Consider the following 22,666-nt stretch of genomic DNA (forward strand, 5'->3'; position numbering starts at 1 on the left):
CCTTGTCGGCTTCCCGCAAAATCCGGACGATTTGCTCGTCACTGTATCGGCTCTTCTTCATTGCTCCCTTTCGTTTGGGAGCTATCTTCTCAAATTTGCCGTGGCCCGAAAATCTCGGGTCAGGTCACCGGAGGCGCTATCACTTTGGATGCCAATTTCTTGACCAGAAGAGTCTGCGCCCTCTTCCGCTGCTCTCACATGCTGAAGAAAAGCAAGAGCGCTACAAAGAGCTATTGCTTGCAATACAAAGTTCACGGCGACCTCTCATTATTGCGGTAACAATCTGGTAGGTATTTTGTATTGGAGATAGCGACCTACTCTTTACACGTTACTCACAACTAAAACAAAACAAAGACAGTTTTGTTTAAAGTTGCACTGAACATTGATCGCAGCCAGAGAAATGCAGCGAAGATGGAACTTTTAAGGAGCTTATCGTTGGACATCAGAGCTACCGGCTCATAAAAATTAGCTCGGACAAGTCTCACCATTTGCTTTATTCGATTGCAAACGGATTTCGATTCCTTCTTATGCGCAAGCGGAGTCAGGCTCCGCAATCGCAAATGTTGGATTGCGGAGGCCTGACTCCGTTTGCTGTACGTGCATTGGTTAAGCACGCACTGCTATCCGCTCACCTCTTCTTCGCGCGCGCAAACACCGGGCCCCATAGCGGATGCCCCTTTTCGCCCGGCTCCAGGTCGAACTTTGGGTCGAGCTTCAATGCTTTTTCAAACTGCTGCCTGCATGCGAGCTGGCGTCCGCTCACGCAGTAGCTGAAGGCGCTGTACTTGTATGCCGATAACTGGACTGGCTTTTCTGCGCCCTGCACGGTGTTCAGCTTCTTGATCGCGCCATTGAAGTCGCCATTGTTATACAGGGCGATGCCCTCGTTTAATGCAGCCTCTGAAGAGGACACTGCTTTTTCAGGAGGGTGTGAATTAAAGGGGCCAGGCTCGATTTATTTCAATTTTCACGCCGGCCTTTTTTGTTATCTTCCCGTCATTCCTCGCCGCCCACGCGTTCACATTGACGGACTCCCGCTGCACATCGTGCAGCGCGGCCACAATCGTGAAGCCTGTTTCTTTTGCGACGAGGACTATTTCAGCTACCTGCACTGGCTTGGCGAGGCGCTGGCGGAGAACGAATGCAGCCTACACGCCTACGTGCTGATGACGAATCATGTCCATCTGCTCCTGACTCCCAGGAAGGCGGAATCTGTGCCAAAGCTCATCATTTCGATTGGCCGCCGCTACGTGCAGTACATCAATCGCACCTACAAGCGTACGGGAACACTATGGGACAGCCGCTACAAGTCTTCCCTGATTCAGGCGGAAACCTATTTGCTGAACTGCCAGCGCTATATCGAACTGAATCCCGTGCGCGCCGCGATGGTTCAAGACCCGGCCCACTACCGCTGGTCCAGCTACCATGCCAATGCGTTCGGACAACCCGACAGCCGAATCAAACAGCATGATGCGTATCTTGCCTTGGGAAGAAGCGCCGAGGAGCGCCGGCATGCCTACCGAGCACTGTTTCGTGCGAACCTTGATCAGGATGCGATAGCCGATATCCGGCTTGCGGTGAGTCAGAATCAGCCGATCGGCAACGGCAGATTCCACGCGCAAATCGAGAAGATAGTTGGGACGCCGCGTGAAGCCAGACCTCGCGGGCGGCCTCGGACGAAGAATGACCTGGCAGATGCTACGGGTGATTCTCAGAAGGATTTTGGGCTCTGAAAAGTATCGAGCTGCCCCCCTTAGGTCCGGTACCCAAGACCGGACTCACTTTTTTTCCGCAATGCCGGTATTGTAAAAACAACCACAAATCGACATACAATCTCCGTCTTCCCCGCCCCCGTGGCGGTATTCATTCAACGGAGTTCATTCGCGGCAGACCGCAGTATTGGAGATTTAGCAGATGAACCAGGTCGTACATCAAGACTCAAGAAGTTACTTCGTTCTTCCCCAAGCGCCTGAAGAAGCGGCTTATTACACCTATGGCACGCCCGGTGCCGGACGCGGTCAGTATGCGCATCCGCAAATGCTGACGTTCATCCTCTTCCTCGAGCACCGATGGGGCGCGATGGATAGCAGAAAGATTGGCATAGGAAATATCAGCTTGGCTAATGGTGCATCGTTCCCACCCCACCGCAGCCATCGCAGCGGCCTTGAAGTCGATATGCGGCCGCTGCGAAAGGATGGAAAGCGTCTTCCTGTGCGCTATCAAGACATTCAATATGACAGAGAAGCCACGAGGAAACTGATCGAACTGATATGGCAAACGGGCCTGGTGAAGCGTGTGGCGTTCAATGACATCGCGATTCCCGGCGTCCAGATGATGACCGGCCACGACGACCACCTTCATGTCGAAGTCAAGCTTTGAGGAGACAAGATGAGACTCAAACCGATGGCCTGCCTTGCGCTTTCGCTTGCCGCCTTTTGCGCGTTTGCCGATGATTGGGCTTTCTCCTATCGTCCTGCTTCCGTGAAGTATGCAACTTACGGCAATAGCCTTGGCGACCCCACGGCGCCAACCAGGGACGACACGAAGATCGCGTTCGAAGTCGCCGGTCGTGCCGCGAAGGATCTCTTCGAGGCGATCGGGCCCGACCGGAAGGATCAGTGCTCTCATGATGCAGGCACGCGCTTTCGTTCCCGCGATGAAGAGAAAATCTCCTGCGTCAGGAGCAAGAACGGCGAATACTCTTGCTACTTCGGCTTCGACCTGAAGTCCGGAAAGAGTATTGGCGGAAGCATATGCTGAGACGCGACTTGCGCTGAGATTTTTTCAATCGACCCAATACACAGAGTTTCTGACACTACCCGAACGCCCTGCGTTGAGATTTTTTAACCCGACCTCAGCACACAGAATTTCTGACACTACCCAGTTTTCAAACAGGCTCTTAGAATTTTCACAACTGTCGACATTGCAAAAAACGCTTCGCCCTCGGCATAACGAAAGCGGCGATGGCGCAATGCGAAAGGAAGGGGCCAAGCTCGATTTATTTCAATTTTCGCGCTGGCCTTTTTTGTTATCTTCCCGTCATGCCTCTCCGCCCACGCATTCACATTGACGGACTCCCGCTGCACACCGTGCAGCGCGGCCACAATCGTGAAGCGTGTTTCTTTTGCGAGGAGGACTATTTCTGCTACCTGCACTGGTTCGGCGAGGCACTTGCGGAGAACGACTGGAGCAATAGGGGACAGACGACGATTATTCGTAATCAATCGTGATCTGTCCCTATTTTTGATGGCGAATCCTCATGTGGACCAATCAGCAACGAAGGGCGGGATAGCCGACAGTCCCGCCAAAAGATTCGCCAAAACATCCGCCAACACCTCCAACTTATCATCACAAGTATTTGTTTAAAAAGAAGTTTATGGCGACAATAATTGATTTATGATTCGCCAAAACATTCGCCAAAAGATCCGCCATGGACCAAAATCCGTCAAAGTACCACTACCACAGCCCGCACCAGATGCACCCATTACTCCCCTCGGGAAAGAGAATGGAAGATCTGCGCCCATTGGCGGCCGAGGTCATTGGCAGCGCAAAGGATCTGTCCGCTCAAGGCATGCCTCAATTGCGCAAACTGCTTCGCGAAGCCCTCAGGCCGATGAACTCCTTCTATACCAACAAGATAGAAGGACAACAAGCCGAACCGCTCCTGATCGAGCGCGCGCTACAGCAGGACTTTTTGAGCAAACCCGATGAAGCGCGAAGACAGCGCATAGCCGTCGCGCACATCAACACAGAGCGCTGGGGCGAGTCGACTTACCTGACTTTTGACTCGGCAACGTTCTTCACATCCGCCGTAGTGCAAGCGATCCATCGGCATCTGCATGACCAGCTACCAGAAAGCGATTTGATCCAGGTAAACGATGACGGCGTAGAAGAAAGAATTATCCCGGGGGAATGGAGACACGATGGCGTCAAGGTCGGAAGACACATCCCTCCCGATCCGATAACGGTCCCCAAATTCATGGATGAATGGCATACGGGTTATATGTTTGCCCGTTCCGGCGAAACCGCAGTGATCGCTCTGATGGCCGCCCATCACCGCCTTGCATGGATACACCCGTTCCTTGACGGGAATGGACGCACAGCCCGCCTGCACACCCATTTGGGGCTTTCAGCGCTGGGCCTGACGCAAGGTCTCTGGTCACCCATGCGCGGACTGGCGCGTGAGCAGAAAAACTACTACGCCCATCTGACAGGAGCCGATCGCGACCGGGAAGGCGATTATGACGGGCGCGGAATATTAAGCGAGAAAGGCCTCGTCGAGTTCATTACCTTTCTCATGCATACCTGCCTCGACCAGATCGGCTTCATGAACAAGATGCTCGACATGAAAGCCTTTGAACAAAGGCTGGAGCAGATGCTCGCTTCGGAATCCACGAAGGAAGGAACAAAATCGCTGAAGATCGAAGCCGCCGCTCCTTTGGCATACCTGGCGACGGTCCCCTCAATGGACAGGGCCAGATTCAAAGGCATGACAGGTTTGGCTGCACGCACCGCGGAGCGTGCCTTGGCCGATTTATTCAAGCTGGGGATTATTTCTTCCAAAACACCGAAGGGACCTGTTGAACTGGCGCTTCCCATGCATCTCTTCCGTTATCTGTTCCCGCGCCTGTGGCCGGAAGCAGAGCCGATGAACGAATAAGTGCAAGTGCAGAGCCGGGCCGCAAACCAACCCTGCACCGAAGTCCGAGGAAGCTCAGGGCTGGATTATCGGACTACGAACGTCAGTGAATATACCGGGCTGCAGGGCGGAAAAGCGCAGCGTCTTCCGCCGCATGTGCTATTCACCGTGCCCGCTTATAGGTAGGCTCAGGCTCGACATATGTCCATATGCGGTTGTCCGCCACAATGTCGTTTGGCTTGGCTATATCGGTATGAACCAGCATTGATTTGTCGGCATGCGCAGCGGAAGATGCGTCTTTCACATGCGGCGGAAGGCGCTGCGCTTTTCCGCCCTACCGCGCTGTTATCCGCTCACTTCTTCTTGGTCTTCGCGCGCGCAAACACCGGCCCCCAAAGCGGATGTCCTTTTTCACCCGGTTCCAGGTCGAACTTCGGATCGAGTTTCAATGCTTTCTCAAACTGCTTCCTGCACGCGAGCGGTCGGCCGCTGACGCAGTAACTAAAGGCGCTGTACTTGTATGCCGATAACTGGACCGGCTTTTCTGCACCCTTGACGGTATTCAGTTTCTTGATTGCGCCATTGAAATCGCCGTTGTTATACAGGGCGATACCTTCGTTTAATGCCGTCTCGGAAGCGGATACTGTTTTTTCCGGAGGGCGCTGCTTCTTTTCCGGTGCAGCGGGCTTTTCAACGCTTGCTTTAGGTGCTGGCGATGGTTTTTCTGCGGCAGGCTTGGGTTCTGGCGCGTCGTTCTTTAAGTTCTGCAACGTCGTACATCCCGCCATCAACATGGAACCGGCAGACAACAGGACGACAAAACGGGGAAATCGAATCATGGCTTGGCCGAAAAATGGTGCTCTATGGTGAATTGTTTATTCGCGCGAACGTCGATATCGATGACATGCGGCTTGAATGCCGGGTTCTCGATCTTGATGCGGTGTTTACCTGCGGGCAGCGAGAGGTTCTTTAACGGGGGGCTGACGCCCTTGTCCACGCCGTTGACCGATACCGTGCCCCAGGGGGCGATCATCAGCTTGACGTCGCCAAGCGCACCTTCTGCCTTCTTGTCCTTCGCCGGTGTTGAGGTCGTCAAGTCGCTGTTTTCTATGCGCTTGATGAATTCCTGCTCTTGCAGCATCACCAGTCTGGTTTGAGCAAGTTCTGCAAATTTCCCGCCGGGGTAGCGCTCGAGATAGGCCTTTATTTCAGCGGGCGTTGCGTTCTCGTTGTCCTTGAGCTTGTTCCATTCGCTGGTCTCGGCGTCCGCTGCTGCCTCTGCGCTGGCAGCGACAATGGCCTCTCCTGCGTCCTGCTTGCCACCGACAAGCATGCCTGCGGTGACGACGGCAGCAAGCACAAGAGCGGCTGCTATCCACGGCCATTTTGCTTTTGGCGTCGGGGGCGCTGACGCGTTTTCATCTGAAGCCTTGATCGGCGGCTGGCTGTCCTTCGCTTCTACCTCTGCGGGGATCGCTGCGCTTTTGGCCGGCGGTTCGTGATTTATTGGCTGACCAGATGTTTGGCTTATTGGCTGACTTACTTGCTGACTTGGCAGCTGGCTCTGTAACGGCGCACCGGCCTCCAGACCGAGCAGGCGACGAAATTCGTCGATGGACTGCGGGCGCTCCTTTGGAACGACGCGCAGCCCCTTGTCGATGGCGGCAAGGAAGGGCTTGCTGAATCCCGGGTAATCGCCGTTTTCCAGTGTCGCGATCGGGTCCTTGATCATGCGGCCGACGGATACCGGCGGCGGCGATTTGGTGATCAGCAAATAGATGACGGCCGCAAGCGAATAGATATCGGTCCACGGACCTTGCATCATCGTGGCATCTTCGCTGAACTGCTCGTCGGCGTACTGTTCGACCGGCGCATAGCCGGGCTTGAGGATCACTGTCAACGATTCAGTGAAATCGCTGAGGATCTGCCGTGCAGAGCCGAAGTCGAGCAGCACCGCCTGCCCGTTGTTCTGCACCATGATGTTGTCGGGCGAGATGTCGCGGTGCAGGATGTTGAGCTTGTAGAGCGCTTCGAGCGCATCCAGCACGGGAGCGAGGATAGCCTTCAGCCAGGCTTCGTTGATGACGGCGGGGTTTTCCTTGAGGATCGTCTTCAGTGTCCGACCCTCGTAATACCGCATGGCCATGTAGGCGGTGTTGTTCTGCTCCCAGAAGCGATGGACCTTGATCAGCGCGGGATGGTCGAACTGGGCCAGCAGCCGTGCCTCGTTGATGAAGCTTTTCAGGCCTTTTTCAAAGGTGTGCTGGTTTTGCTTGGCACGGATGGTGATGCCACCGTCCATGCCACGACCGGCCAGCACGGCAGGCATGTATTCCTTGATGGCGACGGTGCGCTGCAACGAGTGGTCGAATGCAAGATAGACAATGCCGAAGCCGCCTTCGCCGATCACGCGGCGGATCTCGAATTCCGCAAGGCGTGTGCCGACAGCGAGGCAGTTATCCGATAACTGCATCGTGTTTTGCGTGTTCAAAGGGATGACGTTCTGTTTCACACTGTGCCTAGTCAGAGGGTGGTGCCGGATTTTCTATCCAGATGGCAATAGCCGTGTAATTATCGCGTGGGGCGTGCGAGGAATGCGACCTTTCGTCGGCTATCTTTTCCAGCTCGTCGAGCCACTGTTCTACCGAGGCCGCTTCCTGCAACGCGGCCTCCATCTGATGCTCTTCAATCCACTCCCAGAAGCCATCGGTGCATAGCAAAAAAGCATCGCCGCTAGCGAACTCGCTGGTTTCCTGCACGGCCTCTGCGCCTTCCCCCTCCGGCGCGCCGATCGCACCAAGCAGGCTGCAGCGCAGCGGATGCGTGCGCAACTGGTCCGCACTGCAATAGCCTGCTTCGACGAGCTGCTGCACGGCGCTGTGGTCTTTAGTCACCCGGCAGATTTTTTGATCGCGAAACTGGTAGATCCTGCTGTCGCCGAGATGGCCCCATTGCGCCTCGCCCCGCTCGCAGTCGAGCAGCAGCATGGCGACGGTGGCACTCATTTTTTCCAGCGCCGCATCCGTGGCCTGCAGCCGCGCGACTTCCGCCTTGGCTGCGTCGAGGCAGGCAAGCAGCGTCGCATCGCTGGCGTCTTCCTGCTGTGCGAAGAGCGTCGTGACGGTATTGACAATCGCCTGCGAGGCAATCTCGCCGCCATTTTCCCCGCCCACCCCATCGGACACGGTGAAGCAGGCTCGCGCGTCACACACGCAAATGCGATAGGCGTCTTCGTTGTTGGCGCGTCCGCCCACGTTCGTGACTGCGTCGAAGCGCAAGGTCAGGCGAGGCTTGAGGATGGCGGCCGATTGACTCAATTGGTTCACTCTTTTGCTGTGGCACTCTTGACGCGTTCGGCTTCTTTCTCGTACGCGTCCAGGAATGCCTTGCCAAAGACGGCGTGCACATCGCCGTCATGCTGGCGCTTGATCCTGGCAAAGACCTCGAGGAACTTGTCCCAGGCGCGCGCCTTGCGGGCGGAGGGCACGACCGCATCCATCAGCGGACTGGCGGGCACGTCTTTTTCAAGCGCCGCAGGGTTCAACGAGGCGATCAAGGCGCGCATCTGTTCGCGCACGCCTGCCATCAGCGCCATTTGATGCCCTTTGATGTCTTCATGCGCATCGTCCATCGCCTCGATCGGGCTCATGAAGCCGGGCATCTTCTTGCGCAGCATTTGCGTGAGCACGGTCTCGCTGTCGGAAAAGAACTTCAGCGGGTTGTTATTGCGCACCACGACCATGGTGACTTCTGCGTTGACTTCCCGCTTTACGGTTGCGCGCAGCTTGGTCAGCTCCAGGTTGTGGTTAATGGACGTCTTGAGCAGCTGACCGACAAGCTCCATCAGCTCCGGTGTGAGCCCGGAAGGGAGCGCCGCTGCCGGCAAGCCTGCGCCTTTCAGAAAGGCTTCTGTCAACAGGCTTGCATCAACCTTGTTGCTCTTGTTCTGCTGAGTTGCGTCGCCCTGGGGTGGCGAGGCACCTTCAGCGTCTGTCGCGACACGCGATGTATCCATTCGTCCTGCTCCTTATATGCAGAGGCTCGTGTTGCAACTTTGTTCATTCACAACTGATTGCATTTAATGCAATGAGAGCCGACCTATCTTTCATTGCATTGTCCAAATCCTGATGCTACCAAAGCCTTGCTGTGCGGCAAATATGAGAAATGGACAATACAACTCTTTGATACAACTCTTTCATACCAGAAAGACAACGCGGTCATGTGCTGTGCGTCAAGGTTTGGTACGTTGTTTGCGCCATGACCATGAGCCTTAATTGCAACTTTGACAATTTCACACAGTTACACCAAAATCCTTTCCCACCTCAATGACGAGAGACCGCGATGGCTACACTGGCATGGCCGCTTGAACGCAATCAGATTCGCCGGGAAGGAAAGAACAATGCCTTCGGCATGGTGCGCAACAATGGCACCCGACCGCATCAGGGCTGGGATTTATACGCTGCTCCCGGCACACCGTGCTATGCGATTGCTGATGGCACGATCAGATATGCAGAGCCTTATGGTGACTTTGGGAATCTAATCCTGCTTGAATTCCAACATCGTGGGCAGACACTCTATGCGACATACGCCCACCTGAGCATGATCCTCGTAAGAAGAGGAGCTCCAGTCGAGAAAGGGAAGTTGATCGGTCTTACCGGCAATACCGGCAACGCCCGTTCAATGCAGGGGGAAGATCAGCATCTGCATTTTGAGATCCGCACGATTCTGCAACCCGGTAAAGGACTGAACGGCCGAATCGATCCAGCCGTCATGTACGGCCACGCTCCGATTGGCTGGAGCTATTATGAGGCGCACGGCCAAAAGCAAGCGGTGACCGGCTTGGGCCTCAAGGTGCGGGGCGTCAACGTGGCGGAGCGTGTCGAATGATATTGCGAAGCTTCACACTCGCCTTGGCGTTTACTTCATCAACGGCACTGGCAGGTGACAAGCCAGCCATGACCGCAGCGCAGGAGGCACGCGCACTGATTGGTTTGGAATACACCTCATCCACGCCGGGTGAACAGATCGCTCCAGGCAGATTGAGCTGTATGGTTGGGGGCGGAGGTGCCATGCTGGTTAATGGCGTTGATCATCACGACTGGTCGATCAACAAGGGACAGTGCCAAGGGCAACCAGTCATCATGCTCGAACGATTCATCAGTAGGTCCGCCCCAGATGTTTCTACATGGCGCATCGTCGATACCCTGGTGTTGCCGCGGTACATGCGCGATCCCGATCCCGGACGACGACCAAATGCATTGCGGCTGTTTGAGACTGGCGACTGCGAACTGGATGGCAAGACCGATACCAGTTTCATTGCGTTGGTACGCTGGGGTAATCGGGAACAGATCAACTGGCGTACGGGTGTCGAGCGCGCCTGGACCTTTGATGTCGAACGCGGCCGCATCGTGCCTTTGTCAACCAAGCGCATTATCTGCTACCGCCCTGAACCTGCATGAATTGAGGTTTCCACTCCAATCTGCCCCACACCGCACTTATCCCAGACGACCGATCCCGCTCACAATGGTCGGCAACAACCGTGCGGTAAGTGCACCATTCAATCCCATCGCGAGTGCTGCGAACGCAACGCCCTGATCGTTCACCTGGAAAGCGCGCGAAGTCCCTGATCGCTGGATCGAAAATCTTCATGACGTTGAAAAAATGATGCAAGCGCTGATCGTACCGAGGATGCCGGCGATGCCGATGACAAGCGGCGTGGTGAGCGATTTTCCTTCGCAGCGGTGCACAAAGCGTACCCTGCCCCTGCTGCCACGCCCCCATGTGCGCACGCCGAGCATGCACGAACCGGCATTGCCGGCCGGTTCCCCGGTTGGCAATGCCGGCGTCAATCACACTGAAATCAGCGCTTAGCGACCGGACGAAGTCGTTGCATCGTCCACAGCGCGGGCGGCTCTTTGCGTGCCCTTTTCCATTCCGGCCATGTGGGTCCTCATATCCCGGCGAAATTCTGCGGAGTTGATGTCGGGCCAGTCGTTTTCGTCAAAGCCCCGCTTCATGTCGATCTGGTTGCGGGCGACGTTGAGCACGATGTCTTTCTTCTTGTCGGTCGGGAAGGTGAACGCGGTGAGCGGCATCGGCATGAGCTTGTCGTCCGGGCTCCATGCCTTGTCGAAGTCGAGGACAGCGTACGAGATGCGGCCGTTGTTCATGTTCACGACGAGGTCTTCCATCTCGCCGGCATCCTTGCCGCTGCGATCATCGACACTCTTGCCGATCAACTCGCTGGCACGAACCATCTTCGCGCTGCGCGGCGCGGCTTTTGCGGTCTCGCTCTTGAAGTAGCGGTCAACTTCGCCGCGATAGCGGTTGTCCGACCAGTCGGGCCACTTGTCCTTGTCGAAGCCCGGTGCATCCTTGAGCTTGTCCTTGGCGATGTTCAGGACGAGTTTGTCACCGTCGGCCTCGGACTTGAATGCGCTCATCGGATAGGCGAACAGTTTTTCACCGAGGCCCAGGGCGCCTCCGGAAGCCAGTACAGCGTAGTGCACGCGCTGGCTGCCGAGATCGACGATCAGGTCCTTGATTTCACCCAGGCTTTCGCCCTCGGCGTTTTCGACGTTCTTGCCGATGACTTTACTTGCGCGCACGTCGCGGTCGCTCTGTTTCGCGTCTGTGGAGGCTTGGCTTGCCGTCTGATTCGCTCTCTTGTCGGCCGTGGTTGATGCGCCTTGTTGTGCAAAGGATGGCATGGAAGCTGCCAGCCCGAATGCCGAGGCGAGTGCAACGCAGGTCAGTTTTTGTTTGAGTCCGGATTTCATCATTTTTCTCCTTCATCATGCATGGATACACGCAACAGAAGCAGGAGCCGGAGAACTCGGAAAGCTGGGGACGGGAATCGTGAGAAAGTTGGGTGGGCCGAGTTTTGGTCGAACATACCTGCTTCCATACGTAGAGATCATCCACTTTGACAGGGTCGTTCTCACACGTCCTGCTACCTTAGGCCGGGAAAACCGGGCGGGGTTCGCTGTCAATGTTGCAACAAGCTGTAACGATTGTTAAAAAATGACGTGCGGTAACGAGCTGTCCACGGAAAACGGATGCGCTCGCAAAAGCGCTTTTGGTGTCGGCGCCAAATTCTGTCGTCTGTCAAATCCGCTCCAGAAAACGTACGCCGGAATGAGAAACCGAAGCCGGATTCATGTCATAAACAGGAAGCAGCCCGGCTTCCGTCATCAGCGCGACCTGCGTCTGATTCGGGCACCTGAAAAAATGCCGCTGGCAAGGCGCGACGATACGGCAGTGACGCGTCACGACAAGAGGTCGCAACGCAGGAGGGCATTCCGGCGACTCACGTTCCGGGGTGGATAGCTGGCCCTGGCCGCTCAGGAGCTCAGGAGCTGCGGCCTCGGCAGGATGAATCAACCAATCTTTTTTGAAAGACGACATGGTTATTTTTCTCTTTGTGGTTGGCTTGGTGTTATTAACCCTCGGTGCCGAGGTGCTCGTCCGGGGCGCGTCCAGGCTGGCGGCATTACTGGGGATTTCGCCGCTGGTGATCGGATTGACGGTCGTCGCCTTCGGTACCAGCGCGCCCGAGGCAGCGGTGAGCGTGCAAGCCGCCATGAGCGGTGCAGGCGGTGCGGACCTTGCCGTCGGCAATGTCGTCGGCAGCAATATCTTCAATATCCTGTTCATTCTCGGCTTGACGGCCATCATCGCGCCGTCGCCGGTGGCGCAGCAGCTGGTGCGCATCGAAGTGCCGCTCCTGATCACCGCTTCCCTTTTGCTCTACGTGCTCACGCTCGATGGCTTGGTCAGCCGCTTGAACGGCTTGCTCCTGTTTGCGGGGATTCTTGCTTATACCGTGTTTGCGATCCGGCAGAGCCGCAAGGAGAGCAAGGCGATCCAGGATGAATATGCGGGCGAATATGCGGCGCAGCCAGGCCAAGGCGGCAGCGTGATGATGAACCTGCTGTTCGTCGGCGCGGGCCTGGCCATGCTGGTGCTCGGTTCGGGCTGGCTGGTGGACGGCGCGATCGTGGCTGCGCGCATGCTGGGTGTCAGCGAACTGGTCATCGGTCTGACGATCGTTGCAGCCGGCACTTCACTCCCGGAAGTCGCCGCATCGGTCATGGCCAGCATCAAGGGGGAGCGCGACATTGCCGTCGGCAACGTCATCGGCAGCGGTCTCTTCAATATCCTGGCGGTGCTTGGCGTGGCTGCGATGGTCTCTCCCGAGGGCATCAATGTCGCCCAATCGGCAATGCGCTTCGATATTCCCATCATGATCGCCGCGTCGATCGCCTGCTTGCCGATTTTCTTCACGGGCTACACCATCGAACGATGGGAAGGCGTGGTTTTCTTCGGCTACTACATTGCCTACACCACGTTCCTGATCCTGGCTGCGGCCGAGCACCGTGCGCTGGACACGTTCAACCTGGCGCTGACCTGGTTCGTGGTGCCGCTGACAGTCATCACCCTTGCGGTCACTGTTGCACGCCAATTGCGGCGCGGTCGTCGACGAGGCACGTAGGGTGCGCTCTGCGCACCATTTCCCCTACTCCGGTGCATGTGACGGGCTGTCATTTCTCTGAATCGGTGCGCAGAGCGTTACCCGATCTGCACCAATGCCAGATCGTCGACCTGCCCGGGCCTGGCCTGCCTTCTTCCGTGTTCGTTATTCACTCCGCAACTTCTCCAGCAAAAACTCCACCAGCACCCGCACCCGCTGCGGCATATGCCTGTGCGCCGGATACAGGATGTTGAACGGCCGTGACGTGCCGCCAAACTTGCGCATCACTTCCACCAGGTTTCCGTTCTTGAGTTGCTCCTTCACGATGAAGCGATAGGTCTGCGCCAGCCCCACGCCTGCTTGCGCGGCCGTCGCCACGCCGAGCACGTCGTCGGTGATGCACACGGCGCCTGCCGTATCAACCTCGACGTCAACGCCGTCCTTGCGCAGCAGCCACGGGATTGCCTGCCCCGTGCGCGGAAGCGCGAACTGGATGCAGTCATGCTGCTTGAGGTCGTCCAGCGTCTTTGGCGTTCCGTGGCGCTTCAGGTAAGACGGGGTGGCGACAACGACCAGTTCGGCGTCTTCGAGCTTGCGCGCAATCATTCCCGAGTCGGGCGGCGTGCGTGCGCGGATGGCGAGGTCGATGCCGTCGGCGACCAGGTCGGCGTTCTGGTTGGTGAGCTGGATCTCGAGCCGGACTTGCGGGTACTTTCGACGGAACTGCGCGAGGATGGGCAGCACGCGGAAGTGGCCGTAGGTCGTCGGCAGGCTCATGCGCACCAGTCCCGTGGGCACGGCCTGCTGGCCGGTCACTTCGCGCTCGGCTTCCGCGAGCTGACCGAGCGCTTGCCTGCATTGCTGGTAATAGGCCTGTCCGCGCTCGGTGAGGCGCACGCTGCGTGTGGATCGGATGAAGAGTTGAACGCCGAGCCGTGCCTCCAGCCGCGACACCGACCGGCTCACCGCCGCCTGCGTTACACCTGCCTGCGCAGCGGCCGCGGTGAAGCTCTGGAGTTCTGCCGTCCTGCAAAAGAGTTCGATGCTCCCGAGCATTTGTCCGTCGAAGGTTCGTGCCATTGTTATTACACCATGTAATGAATGTTATTCCGCATCTTATCTTTATCCGCATTGGCGGAGGAAATAAGATGCAATCGCTACACAACAAGACGGAGAACGCAATGCCTTAGAGAGTGTTATGAACTGGATTGGGGGTCACGCAGCCGTGGGAACCGGTCGAATGCTAGGCGCGGCGACGCGGCGTAGCGGTGCTACGGCAAGGAGCCGCAACACCGCAGGCGGCCGGTTCCCGCGGCTGCCCGGAGGGTTCGGTCGAGAAGGGCGCATTGCGGCGTTGCGCCGCTTACACAGGGGGCCACCCTGTGCGTCGCGTCGCGCCTGGCACTGCATCCCTTCTCGATCGAACGTGACCCCCAATCCAGTTCATAACACTCTCTAAATCCTCATCCAAGTGACGCGAGAAGGCGTGACGAGGGAACAGAAAAGCAGGCTGATCGCTGGCGCGACCGAGCTGGTGGTCGATGTGCTGGACAAGGATCCGGCCACGACCTTTGTCGTGATCGATGAAGTCGATACCGACAACTGGGGTGTGGCCGGCAGGTCGGTCATCGCGTTGCGCGCGAAGGCCGCGAACTAATTTCATTAGTAGGAGCACGCCATGAACAAGAACATCGCTATCGTCTATCACAGCGGCTACGGCCACACCCGCAAGGTGGCGGAAGCCGTCGCCGAGGGCAGCGGCGGCGCGCTGCTTGCCATCGACGCCGACGGCAACATCCCTGACGAGAGTTGGGACAGGCTGGCGCATGCCGACGCCATCATCTTCGGCTCGCCGACTTACATGGGCAACGTCAGCTGGCAGTTCAAGAAATTTGCCGATGCCACTTCGAAGGTCTGGGCCACGCAGGGCTGGAAGGACAAGCTGGCGGCGGCGTTCACCAACTCGGCTTCCGTCGCCGGCGACAAGCAGACCGCGCTCTATACGCTGTTCACGCTCGCGCAGCAGCACGGCATGCTGTGGGCCGGGATGGGCATGATGCCCGCCAATACGAAGGCGTCGACGCGCGAGGACATCAACTACCTGTCGTCCTTTGCGGGACTGGCGACGGCGACGCCGGCGGATGCGTCGCCCGACGAAATGTCGTACGGCGACTTGCGCACCGCTCTCCTGTTCGGCAAGCGCGTGCGCGCGGCGGCTGAACGTCTTTCGTAATCCCAATCAAAGGAGAACACCATGGGCGATCATGAAGCCGTTCTTGCGGCCGTCGATGCATATTGCAGGGGCGTGTATCGCGGCGATGTCGCGCTGCTGCGTTCGGTGTTTCACCCGAAGGCGGCGCTGTTCGCGGAAGTGCGCGGCCAACCGTACTACCGGCCGCTGGAGGAATATCTTGCGGTCGTTGCCAACCGCCAGTCGCCGGAGACGCTGGGTGAGGCGTTCCGGATGCGGCCGGTCGCCGTCGAGGTGACGCATGAAATCGCGTTTGCGAAGGTGTACTGCCCGATGTTCGAGTACCACTACACCGATTATCTTTCCTTCGTGCGGGAGGACGGCCGGTGGCGAATCGTCAACAAGCTTTTCACGGACGTGCCAAGAGAAGCCTATGCAACACCGCGCCCCACCTCGGCCCGCTGAACTGCGAGTGGATGCCGGACCGGAATCGTATCTGGCACGTGTTGGCTACGCTACGCGCACCGTCCCCCGCTGTGCGTGATGGACCAAAATTGCGTTGCACCGGTGCGCAGAGCGCACCCTACTGTCCACTGTCAATTTGGCCGACCCACACTATCCCAGGCGGCCAATCCAACCCGCAATGGTAGGCAGCAACAGTGCGGTGAGTGCGCCATTCAACCCCATTGCCAGCGCCGCGAACGCACCGCTCTGTTCATTCACCTGGAAGGCGCGCGCCGTTCCGATCCCGTGCGAGGCGGTGCCGAGCGCGAAGCCCCTGATGGCCGGGTCGGAAATCTTCATCACGTTGAAAATGGTACGTGCGCTGACCGCGCCAAGGATGCCGGTGATGATGACCAGCGCGGCAGTAAGCGAGGGAATGCCGCCGATCCGCTCCGCGATGCCCATGGCAATCGGCGTGGTCACGGATTTGGGTGCGAGCGAAAGTTGGGTCGGCAGGCTGGCACCAAACCAGCGCGCGGCGGCAAGCGCGGTGAGGATGGCGGTCAGGCTGCCTGCCAACAAGCCGGCAACGATCGGCAGCAGCATCGCCTTGACCAGCCGGAAATGCGTGTACAGCGGAATGGCCAGTGCCACCGTCGCCGGGCCAAGCAGGAAATGCACAAACTGCGCGCCGGAGAAGTAGGTTTCGTACTCGGTCGAGGTCACGCTCAGCAAGGCGACGAGGATGGCTACGGCAATCAACACCGGATTGGCCAGCGAATGGTTTCCGCTGCGCCGGTGGAGCCACACGGCCACCTGATAAGCAAGCAGCGTCAGCGTCAGGCCCAGCAACGGCGACGCCGAAAGATAGACCCAGAGAGCGTCGACTTGCGTGCTCATCGCGTCGCCCTCGCTTTGCGCCGGCACAGCTTCATCACCAATGCCGTCACCACCAGCGTCGCGGTGGTGCTCACCAACAACGAAATCAGCAACGGCAGCCACTCGGCGGAAATCCGCTGGAAGTGCAGCATGATGCCTGTGCCGGCGGGGACGAACAGCAGCGACAGGTGTTGCAGCAAACCCTGGCTGGTCGTTTGCAGCTCGTCGCTTGGCCCGCCGCGCTGCGCGAGGAAAAGGAACAGGAGCAGCATGCCGATGACCGGCCCGGGAACCGGCAGAGCAAAAGTGCGCGCAAGGATCTCGCCGGCGAGCTGGAAGATAAGCAACTGGGAAATAGCGGAGAGCATGGTGCAGTAAGTAATCGCTGGGGCTCCCAGTGTATTACGCTGCGCCAGTGCGTTATGGACATCATTTGTCCATTTTGTTTTTTATCTGATGTATCTAATGGCCCTTCTCCGGAACCGGCCGCGCATTGTTGAGCTCTTCCCTCTCCCCCTGCCCCGCAAGCGGGAGCGGGAGCGGGGAGCCGGACCATGCCGGATCAGTAATGACCCCATTGGATCTGATGCGCCGCGGCGAAACAGACGTGGAGCACACGCGCGGTTGAACGTCCTATCCAACCAAAGCTTCCTTCTTTAATCTTTCGCAAACGTCGGTACGTTTGGCGCGTTCGCATAAGAGCGTGTCGCAATAAAGCAATACAGCGACAAATCCTTCTTTCTAATCTGCCACGACGTCCTGGCGAGGCGGATCCGATCCGGCCGATTCCCCCTGCGGCACCTCCTTCCGAGGTGTCGCCACACGATGTGGAGACAGCGCCCTGCCGAGTTGAACGGGCGCTGTGGAGCATTGTTGCTTGTGTCCCCGGCACAGGTTTCTTCTCTCACGGACGCTCACCTAGGCGACCAAGCCGATTCATAACTAGAAAGAGGAGCAGAAAAAATGGAGAGACGGAAATTTCTGAAGAGTGCGATGTACTTCACTGTCGTGAGCGCGACCGGAACACTGACCGCGTGCGGCGGATCGACTGATGTGGCGGACGGATCGCAAGGGGCATCTGCGTTCGCGAAGAACGCATCGAAGGGAGCAAACAACATGTTTTCATTCCCGCAGGGCATTGCGAGCGGGGATCCGAAAGACACAAGCATCGTATTCTGGACGCGTTGCGTCAGGAGCGATGGCACGGCGAGGCCGGTGGAGCTGCAACTGCAGGTGGCGACCAATCCCTCGTTCCAGGAACTTGTCGTTTCCGTTCCGCTGGTCGCGACCGCGACGTACGACTTCACGGTGCGGGTGAAAGTCCGCGACCTGACGCCAGGCACCCGCTATTACTATCGCTTTGTCGCAGGGCAGGACGCCAGCCATATCGGCAAGGCGAAGACGGCGCCGGCAGCCGGGGCGCCTGTCGCGCAGATGAAGTTTGCATGGCTGACCTGCCAGGACTGGACGGTCAATCACTGGGGGGCGATGGAGCTGCTGGTGGAGGAAGAGGTCGATTTCCTCGTCCACCTCGGCGACTATATTTACGAGACGGTCGGCGCATCCTTCCAGGCGGGCAAGGCCGAGGCGGCGCATGGCCAGATCACGCTGCCGAATGGCCTGCCTTCTGCGTCCGGCGGCATCTATGCCAACAGCGTCGAGGATTACCGCACGCTGTACCGTACCTATCGCAGCGACGAGCGCCTGCAGGCGCTGCACCGCAAATTCCCGATGGTGGTGATCTGGGACGACCATGAATTCTCGGACGACAGCTGGCAGGACCACCAGACCTACAGCAACAGCAACCGGCAGGAGACCTCGCGCCGCCGCAACGCCAACCAGGCATGGGCGGAATACATGCCGGTCGACTTCGGCGATGTGTCCTTCGACCTGAACAACGCCGCTTACGACAATATCCGCATCTACCGCGACTTCCGCTTCGGCAACCTGATGCATCTGGTGATGACCGACCAGCGGCTGTACCGTGACGACCACGTCGTCAACGAAGCCGCCTATGCGCAAATGGTCGGGCATGATCCGGTCAACGGCAGCGACTCCGTCGGTGCGCGCTACTTTGTGCCGCAACCGCTGCTGCAGGCCTTTGAAGAAAACCTGACGGCACTGCGCGGACGTGCGCCGAGCATTCTTGGCACGACACAGGCGCAATGGTGGAAGGACACACTGAAGAATTCCGGCGCGACCTGGAAAGTCTGGGGCAATGAAGTCACGCTCAACCGCATATGGCTCGATATGCGCACGATGGCGCCGCCGCCGTATAACAACCTGTATGTCGTCAACGCCGATGCATGGGACGGCTATCCGTCGCACCGCGCGGAGCTGATGGGCTATCTGAAAGCGGAGAACATCAGCAACGTGGTCGCCATCACCGGCGACCTGCACGCGTTCCAGTGCGGCGTCGTGCGCGACAAACCCGACCCGGCCACCGGCACGCCGGTCGCGGTCGACTTTGTTGCGGCGGGCATCAGCAGTTCCTCGTTTTACTCGTATGTGAAGGCCGGTGCCGGTACGACGCCGCTCGCACCGCTGGTCGCCACGCCGCAAACCTTCGACCATGTGCTGCGCATGAACAACCCGGACTTTGCCTACATCGACCACCACGCGCAGGGTTACGCGGTCGCCACGGTGACGCCGACGTCGTTTACGGTGCTGTTCAATAAGGTGAATCCGTTGACGGACACCGGCGCCAAGCCGGAGCAATTGCTGTCTAAGCGCACGCGCATCACGCTGCAGGCGGGAAGTACAACGCCTGTTGTGGAGGACAACGTGATTTGAAGTGTTGGTTGTAAGGTGGACGCCGTATCGCTGGGAGCCGCACCTCGGGCGGCTGCCGGCAGCGGGCCATGATGAAAGAAAGCGCTGGTGGCGCCATCGCTGCCTTCTGGTGAATTTGGCGCAAAGCTGTATGAGGTAAGCGACATTGACGGCTTGAGAGCCGCCCGTCGCCTGCCCTCGCCCTATTTGCGTTGCGCCATCTTTCCCAGTGCAATAGCCAGCGCTGCACCGCCAAGCGCTTTCACCAGCGTGGGATTGTTCGCGTAGAAGTTACTCATGTGGTCGATGATGCCGGGGTTTTCCTGCTCCGCGCGGCTGGCCAGCGCCTGCACTTCGTCGGGACTCAGTTGCTGCGCTTCGTCCTGTGTGAGCTGAACCTGCTGCTGTCCGCCTGCGCGGGTGAGCAATCCGCCCAGCACGCCGCTCGCAGCGCCGCTGCCGAGGACAGACGCAATCGCGCCCGGGCCGAGCGCGCTCAGCAGGTGGTTGACCATACCGGTGCGCTGTCCGGCATCACCCTGACTAAACATCTGCGCGACCATATTGCCGAACGGCGGAGTCTGGTCGGAGCGGAATGCTTCGCTGACGCCGTCCCTCAGGTGCTCTTGCGGCGAGTTGCTCGCCACATCATCAAAGTCCTGTTCGACGCGGGGAAATTGCTGGCCTGCATTTGCTCCTGTGTACTGTCCCAGAACGCGGCCGATATCGATACCGAATGGCATGGTGATCTCCTGTTGAAAGTCCGAGCCGGTGATTCGGTCGGTCTTCTTCAGCGTGACAATGAGGGATGCTGAAGGGTTGGTATACGACGAACACACATGGCGATTGTTCCGGCCGACGACTCGCCTATTTGGTGTCGGTAATGCTGTTCAGACGACGCTGTCTGTCTGCCCTATGAACCTTATCCCTGTGCCAATCTCCAATCCCGGTGTCTCAAAAGGAAGCAAGGCTCGATAAAGTGGAACTAGGAGAAATATTGCTGCAGGGCATAGGCGGCTCTGCACATGCACGGCGTGAATCAGTAACGGGACTGTTGAGCGCCATCCGGCGACACCTGCAGATGGATGTTGCGTTTGTTTCGGAATTCACGCAGGGCAGGCGCGTTTTTCGCCATGTGGATCCCGTCGATCCGGGCAATCCGGTGAAGGCCGGTGGCGGCGACCCGCTGGAGGAGTCTTACTGCCAGCGTGTTGTCGATGGCCGCCTGCCGGAACTGATGAACGATGCACGCGACCATCCGGTCGCTGCCGCGCTCCCCGTCACGCACACGCTGCCCGTCGGTGCGCACGTGAGCGTGCCGATCCGGCTGGCCGACGGCAACGTGTACGGAACGTTCTGCTGCTTCAGCTACACGCCGGACCACACGCTGGACCAGCGCGACCTCAGCATGATACGGGTGTTTGCGGAAGTGGCGGCCAGGCTGATCGATCGCGACCAGGAAGCATCGCGCCGGCGCGAGACGCTGGAAGCCGGCATCCTGGACGTGCTGCAGCACGACGCGCTGCGGATGGTCTATCAACCCATCTACGACATGTCGAAAGACCGGATCGCCGGCTTTGAAGCGCTTGCCCGCTTCAGTCCGCGCCCGCACCGCCCACCCGACAGCTGGTTCAAGGACGCCAACGAGATCGGCCTGGGGCTGGAACTGGAGACCAAGGCGATACACATGGCAGTGCTGGCACTGCAGCACCTTCCGGACGATGTCTATGTCTCAGTCAATCTCTCCCCGCAACACATCCTGCAGGGTGCGCTGGACGACATCTTCAGCGATCGATCACTGCACCGGGTGGTGCTCGAGATCACCGAGCATACGGTCGTCGATTACTACGATGACCTGATCATGCGGATCCGGCCCTTTCGCGAGCGCGGGCTCCAGATTGCGGTCGACGATGCCGGCGCGGGTTATGCAAGCTTCCGGCACATCCTCAACCTTGCGCCGGAACGCATCAAGCTCGACATGAGCCTGACGCGGGACATCGACGGCGACGCTTCGCGCCGGGCGTTGGCCGCGGCGTTTTCCATGTTTTCACGGGAGACCGGGGCGATCATCGTTGCGGAAGGCGTGGAGAGCGCATCGGAAATCGAGACGCTGCGCGAGCTGGGGATTTCGCACATGCAGGGTTACCACCTCGGGCAGCCTGTGCCGCTTGAGCAGGCTGCGCGGATGCCGGTTCATTAGAACGGCTTCGGCTTGACTGCCCTGTTGACGTCGCCTCAGGCCAACGCCAGCGCACCGACCACCGGCCTGGCAAACAGGTATCCCTGCTGGTAACGGATGCCGAAGCCGTACAGCGCGTCGCGTTCCGCCTCTGTCTCCACGCCTTCGGCGACCAGCGTAATGCCCAGTCGTTGCGCCGTCAGCGCGATGCCGCCGACGATAGCCTGCCGCACCGTGCTGGCATCGATTCCGCGGGTGAGCTCCATGTCCAGCTTGAGCACTTGCGGCTGGAATTGCGCGAGCAGGTTCAGTCCGGCATAGCCGGCGCCGAAGTCGTCGATGGCCGTGAGGAAGCCGCGCTTGCGGTAGTCGTTGAAAATGCCGATCAGGTGGTTGGAGTCGTCCACCCGCTCGCCTTCTGTGACTTCGAACATCAGCCGCTCCGATGGAAAGCCGAACTGCGAGCACGCTTCCAGCGTGGAGCGGATGCAGGCTTCCGGCCGGTAGATTGCGTTGGGCAGGAAGTTGATACTGAGGCGGCACTGGTCGAGCTTCTGCAGCCCGAGCCCCGATGCCAGTTCGATCGCCTTGACGCGGCAGGCCTGGTCGAAGCGGTAGCGATTCTCGTCGGTGACCTTGGCGAGGATGACGCCGGCACCTTCGCCATTCAGGCCGCGCACCAGCGCCTCGTAGGCGAAGGGTCGCATGGTGTCGAGATCGAGGATGGGCTGGAATGCCATCGTGAACTCGAAGCCAAGTACCTTCGGGTTGCGGCACTCGGCGCACCCGGCGCTACGAAAGGGCTGGGGAAAGACTGAAGGCATGATTGTTTTCGTTGGATGAGGGTGGATGAGCGACGAGGCCGACGGGGCTTATCGTAACGGAGACTCTTCAAGTATGCTTGCCCGTGGGAATTTATTTTCCGGTGTTAATCGAAAGCCAATGCGCATTCGGCCATCCATGGGTGCGCTCTGTGCGCCACTTCCCCGGCTCGTTTCCCCGGCTTCCTTGTATGTCGCCCGGAAGATCGGTTCGGGTCGATGCGCATCATCGGCTCCGCGCCTCAGAAAGTTCAGGAAGAGCTCGGGA

At 58.6% G+C, this 22,666-nt stretch carries 26 protein-coding genes; 12 read left to right on the plus strand and 14 right to left on the minus strand.

Annotated features, from left to right (window positions below; genetic code table 11):
• Positions 1-628 precede the first annotated feature (628 nt).
• Entirely contained in the window at positions 629-913 is a 285-nt protein-coding gene (locus tag ACYVIA_RS19280) for a TssQ family T6SS-associated lipoprotein (RefSeq protein ID WP_460843720.1), read from the minus strand.
• A gap of 109 nt (positions 914-1,022) precedes the next feature.
• Between ACYVIA_RS19280 and ACYVIA_RS19285 the strand changes: the two genes are divergently transcribed.
• The 3 genes from ACYVIA_RS19285 to ACYVIA_RS19295 all read left to right on the plus strand — a co-directional run bounded on the left by ACYVIA_RS19285 (position 1,023) and on the right by ACYVIA_RS19295 (position 2,760).
• Positions 1,023-1,733: a transposase gene (locus ACYVIA_RS19285; protein WP_460843879.1), complete on the plus strand. Its 711-nt coding sequence runs from the start codon at positions 1,023-1,025 to the stop codon at positions 1,731-1,733.
• A gap of 181 nt (positions 1,734-1,914) precedes the next feature.
• A complete protein-coding gene (locus ACYVIA_RS19290; protein ID WP_460843722.1) occupies positions 1,915-2,379 on the plus strand; it encodes a penicillin-insensitive murein endopeptidase in 465 nt (154 codons plus the stop codon).
• A 9-nt stretch (positions 2,380-2,388) separates the two neighbouring features.
• Positions 2,389-2,760, plus strand: a complete 372-nt coding sequence (locus ACYVIA_RS19295) for a hypothetical protein (RefSeq protein ID WP_460843723.1) — start codon at positions 2,389-2,391, stop codon at positions 2,758-2,760.
• Between the two features lie 116 nt (positions 2,761-2,876).
• On the opposite strand, the gene ACYVIA_RS19300 is transcribed toward ACYVIA_RS19295, so the two are convergent.
• Positions 2,877-3,224 (minus strand): hypothetical protein, encoded by a 348-nt coding sequence (locus tag ACYVIA_RS19300; RefSeq protein ID WP_460843725.1) that lies wholly within the window; start codon positions 3,222-3,224, stop codon positions 2,877-2,879.
• A 281-nt stretch (positions 3,225-3,505) separates the two neighbouring features.
• Between ACYVIA_RS19300 and ACYVIA_RS19305 the strand changes: the two genes are divergently transcribed.
• Complete coding sequence (locus ACYVIA_RS19305) at positions 3,506-4,660, plus strand: Fic family protein (protein ID WP_460843726.1); 1,155 nt, start codon at positions 3,506-3,508, stop codon at positions 4,658-4,660.
• Positions 4,661-4,992: 332 nt separating this feature from the next.
• Here ACYVIA_RS19305 and ACYVIA_RS19310 read toward each other — a convergent pair whose 3' ends face one another.
• From ACYVIA_RS19310 to tagH, 4 genes are read right to left on the minus strand one after another with little or no spacing between them, the layout of a single operon-like run.
• Entirely contained in the window at positions 4,993-5,478 is a 486-nt protein-coding gene (locus ACYVIA_RS19310; RefSeq protein ID WP_460843728.1) for a TssQ family T6SS-associated lipoprotein, read from the minus strand.
• Entirely contained in the window at positions 5,475-7,112 is a 1,638-nt protein-coding gene (locus ACYVIA_RS19315; RefSeq protein ID WP_460843730.1) for a serine/threonine protein kinase, read from the minus strand. Before ACYVIA_RS19315 ends, ACYVIA_RS19310 begins: the two co-directional genes overlap by 4 nt.
• Before the next feature lie 46 nt (positions 7,113-7,158).
• Positions 7,159-7,965: a PP2C family protein-serine/threonine phosphatase gene (locus tag ACYVIA_RS19320; protein WP_460843731.1), complete on the minus strand. Its 807-nt coding sequence runs from the start codon at positions 7,963-7,965 to the stop codon at positions 7,159-7,161.
• Positions 7,962-8,654: a type VI secretion system-associated FHA domain protein TagH gene (gene tagH, locus ACYVIA_RS19325; protein ID WP_460843733.1), complete on the minus strand. Its 693-nt coding sequence runs from the start codon at positions 8,652-8,654 to the stop codon at positions 7,962-7,964. The genes ACYVIA_RS19320 and tagH overlap by 4 nt, the downstream gene beginning before the upstream one ends.
• Positions 8,655-8,980: 326 nt before the next feature.
• Here tagH and ACYVIA_RS19330 point away from each other — a divergent pair, with 326 nt between their 5' ends.
• Both ACYVIA_RS19330 and ACYVIA_RS19335 read left to right on the plus strand, forming a co-directional pair.
• Positions 8,981-9,526: a M23 family metallopeptidase gene (locus ACYVIA_RS19330; protein ID WP_460843735.1), complete on the plus strand. Its 546-nt coding sequence runs from the start codon at positions 8,981-8,983 to the stop codon at positions 9,524-9,526.
• 68 nt (positions 9,527-9,594) lie between these two features.
• Positions 9,595-10,098, plus strand: coding sequence for a hypothetical protein (locus ACYVIA_RS19335; RefSeq protein WP_460843736.1), 504 nt, complete (start codon positions 9,595-9,597; stop codon positions 10,096-10,098).
• A 36-nt stretch (positions 10,099-10,134) separates the two neighbouring features.
• On the opposite strand, the gene ACYVIA_RS19340 is transcribed toward ACYVIA_RS19335, so the two are convergent.
• From ACYVIA_RS19340 to ACYVIA_RS19350, 3 genes are all read right to left on the minus strand, one after another.
• On the minus strand, positions 10,135-10,275 hold the full coding sequence (locus tag ACYVIA_RS19340; RefSeq protein ID WP_460843881.1) for an LrgB family protein: 141 nt from the start codon (positions 10,273-10,275) through the stop codon (positions 10,135-10,137).
• A gap of 231 nt (positions 10,276-10,506) precedes the next feature.
• Positions 10,507-11,421, minus strand: coding sequence for a PRC-barrel domain-containing protein (locus ACYVIA_RS19345; protein WP_460843738.1), 915 nt, complete (start codon positions 11,419-11,421; stop codon positions 10,507-10,509).
• Positions 11,422-11,746: 325 nt separating this feature from the next.
• Entirely contained in the window at positions 11,747-12,046 is a 300-nt protein-coding gene (locus ACYVIA_RS19350; protein ID WP_460843740.1) for a hypothetical protein, read from the minus strand.
• Between ACYVIA_RS19350 and ACYVIA_RS19355 the strand changes: the two genes are divergently transcribed.
• Positions 12,045-13,133, plus strand: a complete 1,089-nt coding sequence (locus ACYVIA_RS19355) for a calcium/sodium antiporter (RefSeq protein WP_460843741.1) — start codon at positions 12,045-12,047, stop codon at positions 13,131-13,133. The genes ACYVIA_RS19350 and ACYVIA_RS19355 overlap by 2 nt on opposite strands.
• A 144-nt stretch (positions 13,134-13,277) precedes the next feature.
• Here ACYVIA_RS19355 and ACYVIA_RS19360 read toward each other — a convergent pair whose 3' ends face one another.
• On the minus strand, positions 13,278-14,192 hold the full coding sequence (locus ACYVIA_RS19360) for a LysR family transcriptional regulator (RefSeq protein WP_460843743.1): 915 nt from the start codon (positions 14,190-14,192) through the stop codon (positions 13,278-13,280).
• 379 nt (positions 14,193-14,571) lie between these two features.
• Here ACYVIA_RS19360 and ACYVIA_RS19365 point away from each other — a divergent pair, with 379 nt between their 5' ends.
• Genes ACYVIA_RS19365 through ACYVIA_RS19375 form a run of 3 tightly spaced genes read left to right on the plus strand, consistent with a single transcriptional unit; the run spans position 14,572 to position 15,768 of the window.
• A complete protein-coding gene (locus ACYVIA_RS19365; RefSeq protein ID WP_460843882.1) occupies positions 14,572-14,769 on the plus strand; it encodes a tautomerase family protein in 198 nt (65 codons plus the stop codon).
• A 21-nt stretch (positions 14,770-14,790) separates the two neighbouring features.
• Positions 14,791-15,345 (plus strand): flavodoxin family protein, encoded by a 555-nt coding sequence (locus ACYVIA_RS19370; protein WP_460843745.1) that lies wholly within the window; start codon positions 14,791-14,793, stop codon positions 15,343-15,345.
• Between the two features lie 21 nt (positions 15,346-15,366).
• Complete coding sequence (locus ACYVIA_RS19375) at positions 15,367-15,768, plus strand: nuclear transport factor 2 family protein (protein WP_460843747.1); 402 nt, start codon at positions 15,367-15,369, stop codon at positions 15,766-15,768.
• 150 nt (positions 15,769-15,918) lie between these two features.
• Here the strand turns inward: ACYVIA_RS19375 and ACYVIA_RS19380 are convergent, their stop codons facing one another.
• Both ACYVIA_RS19380 and ACYVIA_RS19385 read right to left on the minus strand, forming a co-directional pair.
• Entirely contained in the window at positions 15,919-16,647 is a 729-nt protein-coding gene (locus tag ACYVIA_RS19380; RefSeq protein WP_460843749.1) for an LrgB family protein, read from the minus strand.
• Positions 16,644-16,994 carry a CidA/LrgA family protein gene (locus tag ACYVIA_RS19385; RefSeq protein ID WP_460843751.1) on the minus strand — a complete coding sequence of 117 codons (351 nt, stop codon included), beginning with the start codon at positions 16,992-16,994 and terminating at the stop codon, positions 16,644-16,646. Before ACYVIA_RS19385 ends, ACYVIA_RS19380 begins: the two co-directional genes overlap by 4 nt.
• Positions 16,995-17,589: 595 nt before the next feature.
• Here ACYVIA_RS19385 and ACYVIA_RS19390 point away from each other — a divergent pair.
• On the plus strand, positions 17,590-19,419 hold the full coding sequence (locus ACYVIA_RS19390) for an alkaline phosphatase D family protein (protein WP_460843753.1): 1,830 nt from the start codon (positions 17,590-17,592) through the stop codon (positions 19,417-19,419).
• A 182-nt stretch (positions 19,420-19,601) separates the two neighbouring features.
• Here the strand turns inward: ACYVIA_RS19390 and ACYVIA_RS19395 are convergent, their stop codons facing one another.
• Complete coding sequence (locus tag ACYVIA_RS19395) at positions 19,602-20,141, minus strand: hypothetical protein (protein WP_460843755.1); 540 nt, start codon at positions 20,139-20,141, stop codon at positions 19,602-19,604.
• A 254-nt stretch (positions 20,142-20,395) separates the two neighbouring features.
• Here ACYVIA_RS19395 and ACYVIA_RS19400 point away from each other — a divergent pair, with 254 nt between their 5' ends.
• Positions 20,396-21,598 (plus strand): sensor domain-containing phosphodiesterase, encoded by a 1,203-nt coding sequence (locus ACYVIA_RS19400; RefSeq protein ID WP_460843756.1) that lies wholly within the window; start codon positions 20,396-20,398, stop codon positions 21,596-21,598.
• Between the two features lie 35 nt (positions 21,599-21,633).
• Here ACYVIA_RS19400 and ACYVIA_RS19405 read toward each other — a convergent pair whose 3' ends face one another.
• Positions 21,634-22,401 carry an EAL domain-containing protein gene (locus ACYVIA_RS19405; protein WP_460843759.1) on the minus strand — a complete coding sequence of 256 codons (768 nt, stop codon included), beginning with the start codon at positions 22,399-22,401 and terminating at the stop codon, positions 21,634-21,636.
• Positions 22,402-22,666 lie beyond the last annotated feature (265 nt).

This window comes from Noviherbaspirillum agri (genome assembly GCF_054780595.1).

Excerpts from the sequence above, each read along its gene's own strand:
- ACYVIA_RS19390 (WP_460843753.1), top strand. The coding sequence starts at position 17,590 with ATGGAGAGACGGAAATTTCTGAAGAGTGCGATGTACTTCACTGTCGTG.
- ACYVIA_RS19395 (WP_460843755.1), bottom strand. The coding sequence starts at position 20,141 with ATGCCATTCGGTATCGATATCGGCCGCGTTCTGGGACAGTACACAGGA.
- ACYVIA_RS19375 (WP_460843747.1), top strand. The coding sequence starts at position 15,367 with ATGGGCGATCATGAAGCCGTTCTTGCGGCCGTCGATGCATATTGCAGG.
- ACYVIA_RS19350 (WP_460843740.1), bottom strand. The coding sequence starts at position 12,046 with ATGTCGTCTTTCAAAAAAGATTGGTTGATTCATCCTGCCGAGGCCGCA.
- ACYVIA_RS19330 (WP_460843735.1), top strand. The coding sequence starts at position 8,981 with ATGGCTACACTGGCATGGCCGCTTGAACGCAATCAGATTCGCCGGGAA.
- ACYVIA_RS19335 (WP_460843736.1), top strand. The coding sequence starts at position 9,595 with ATGACCGCAGCGCAGGAGGCACGCGCACTGATTGGTTTGGAATACACC.
- ACYVIA_RS19315 (WP_460843730.1), bottom strand. The coding sequence starts at position 7,112 with ATGCAGTTATCGGATAACTGCCTCGCTGTCGGCACACGCCTTGCGGAA.
- ACYVIA_RS19380 (WP_460843749.1), bottom strand. The coding sequence starts at position 16,647 with ATGAGCACGCAAGTCGACGCTCTCTGGGTCTATCTTTCGGCGTCGCCG.
- ACYVIA_RS19305 (WP_460843726.1), top strand. The coding sequence starts at position 3,506 with ATGGAAGATCTGCGCCCATTGGCGGCCGAGGTCATTGGCAGCGCAAAG.
- ACYVIA_RS19385 (WP_460843751.1), bottom strand. The coding sequence starts at position 16,994 with ATGCTCTCCGCTATTTCCCAGTTGCTTATCTTCCAGCTCGCCGGCGAG.
- ACYVIA_RS19295 (WP_460843723.1), top strand. The coding sequence starts at position 2,389 with ATGAGACTCAAACCGATGGCCTGCCTTGCGCTTTCGCTTGCCGCCTTT.
- ACYVIA_RS19355 (WP_460843741.1), top strand. The coding sequence starts at position 12,045 with ATGGTTATTTTTCTCTTTGTGGTTGGCTTGGTGTTATTAACCCTCGGT.
- ACYVIA_RS19370 (WP_460843745.1), top strand. The coding sequence starts at position 14,791 with ATGAACAAGAACATCGCTATCGTCTATCACAGCGGCTACGGCCACACC.
- tagH (WP_460843733.1), bottom strand. The coding sequence starts at position 8,654 with ATGGATACATCGCGTGTCGCGACAGACGCTGAAGGTGCCTCGCCACCC.
- ACYVIA_RS19360 (WP_460843743.1), bottom strand. The coding sequence starts at position 14,192 with ATGGCACGAACCTTCGACGGACAAATGCTCGGGAGCATCGAACTCTTT.
- ACYVIA_RS19290 (WP_460843722.1), top strand. The coding sequence starts at position 1,915 with ATGAACCAGGTCGTACATCAAGACTCAAGAAGTTACTTCGTTCTTCCC.
- ACYVIA_RS19345 (WP_460843738.1), bottom strand. The coding sequence starts at position 11,421 with ATGATGAAATCCGGACTCAAACAAAAACTGACCTGCGTTGCACTCGCC.
- ACYVIA_RS19310 (WP_460843728.1), bottom strand. The coding sequence starts at position 5,478 with ATGATTCGATTTCCCCGTTTTGTCGTCCTGTTGTCTGCCGGTTCCATG.
- ACYVIA_RS19405 (WP_460843759.1), bottom strand. The coding sequence starts at position 22,401 with ATGCCTTCAGTCTTTCCCCAGCCCTTTCGTAGCGCCGGGTGCGCCGAG.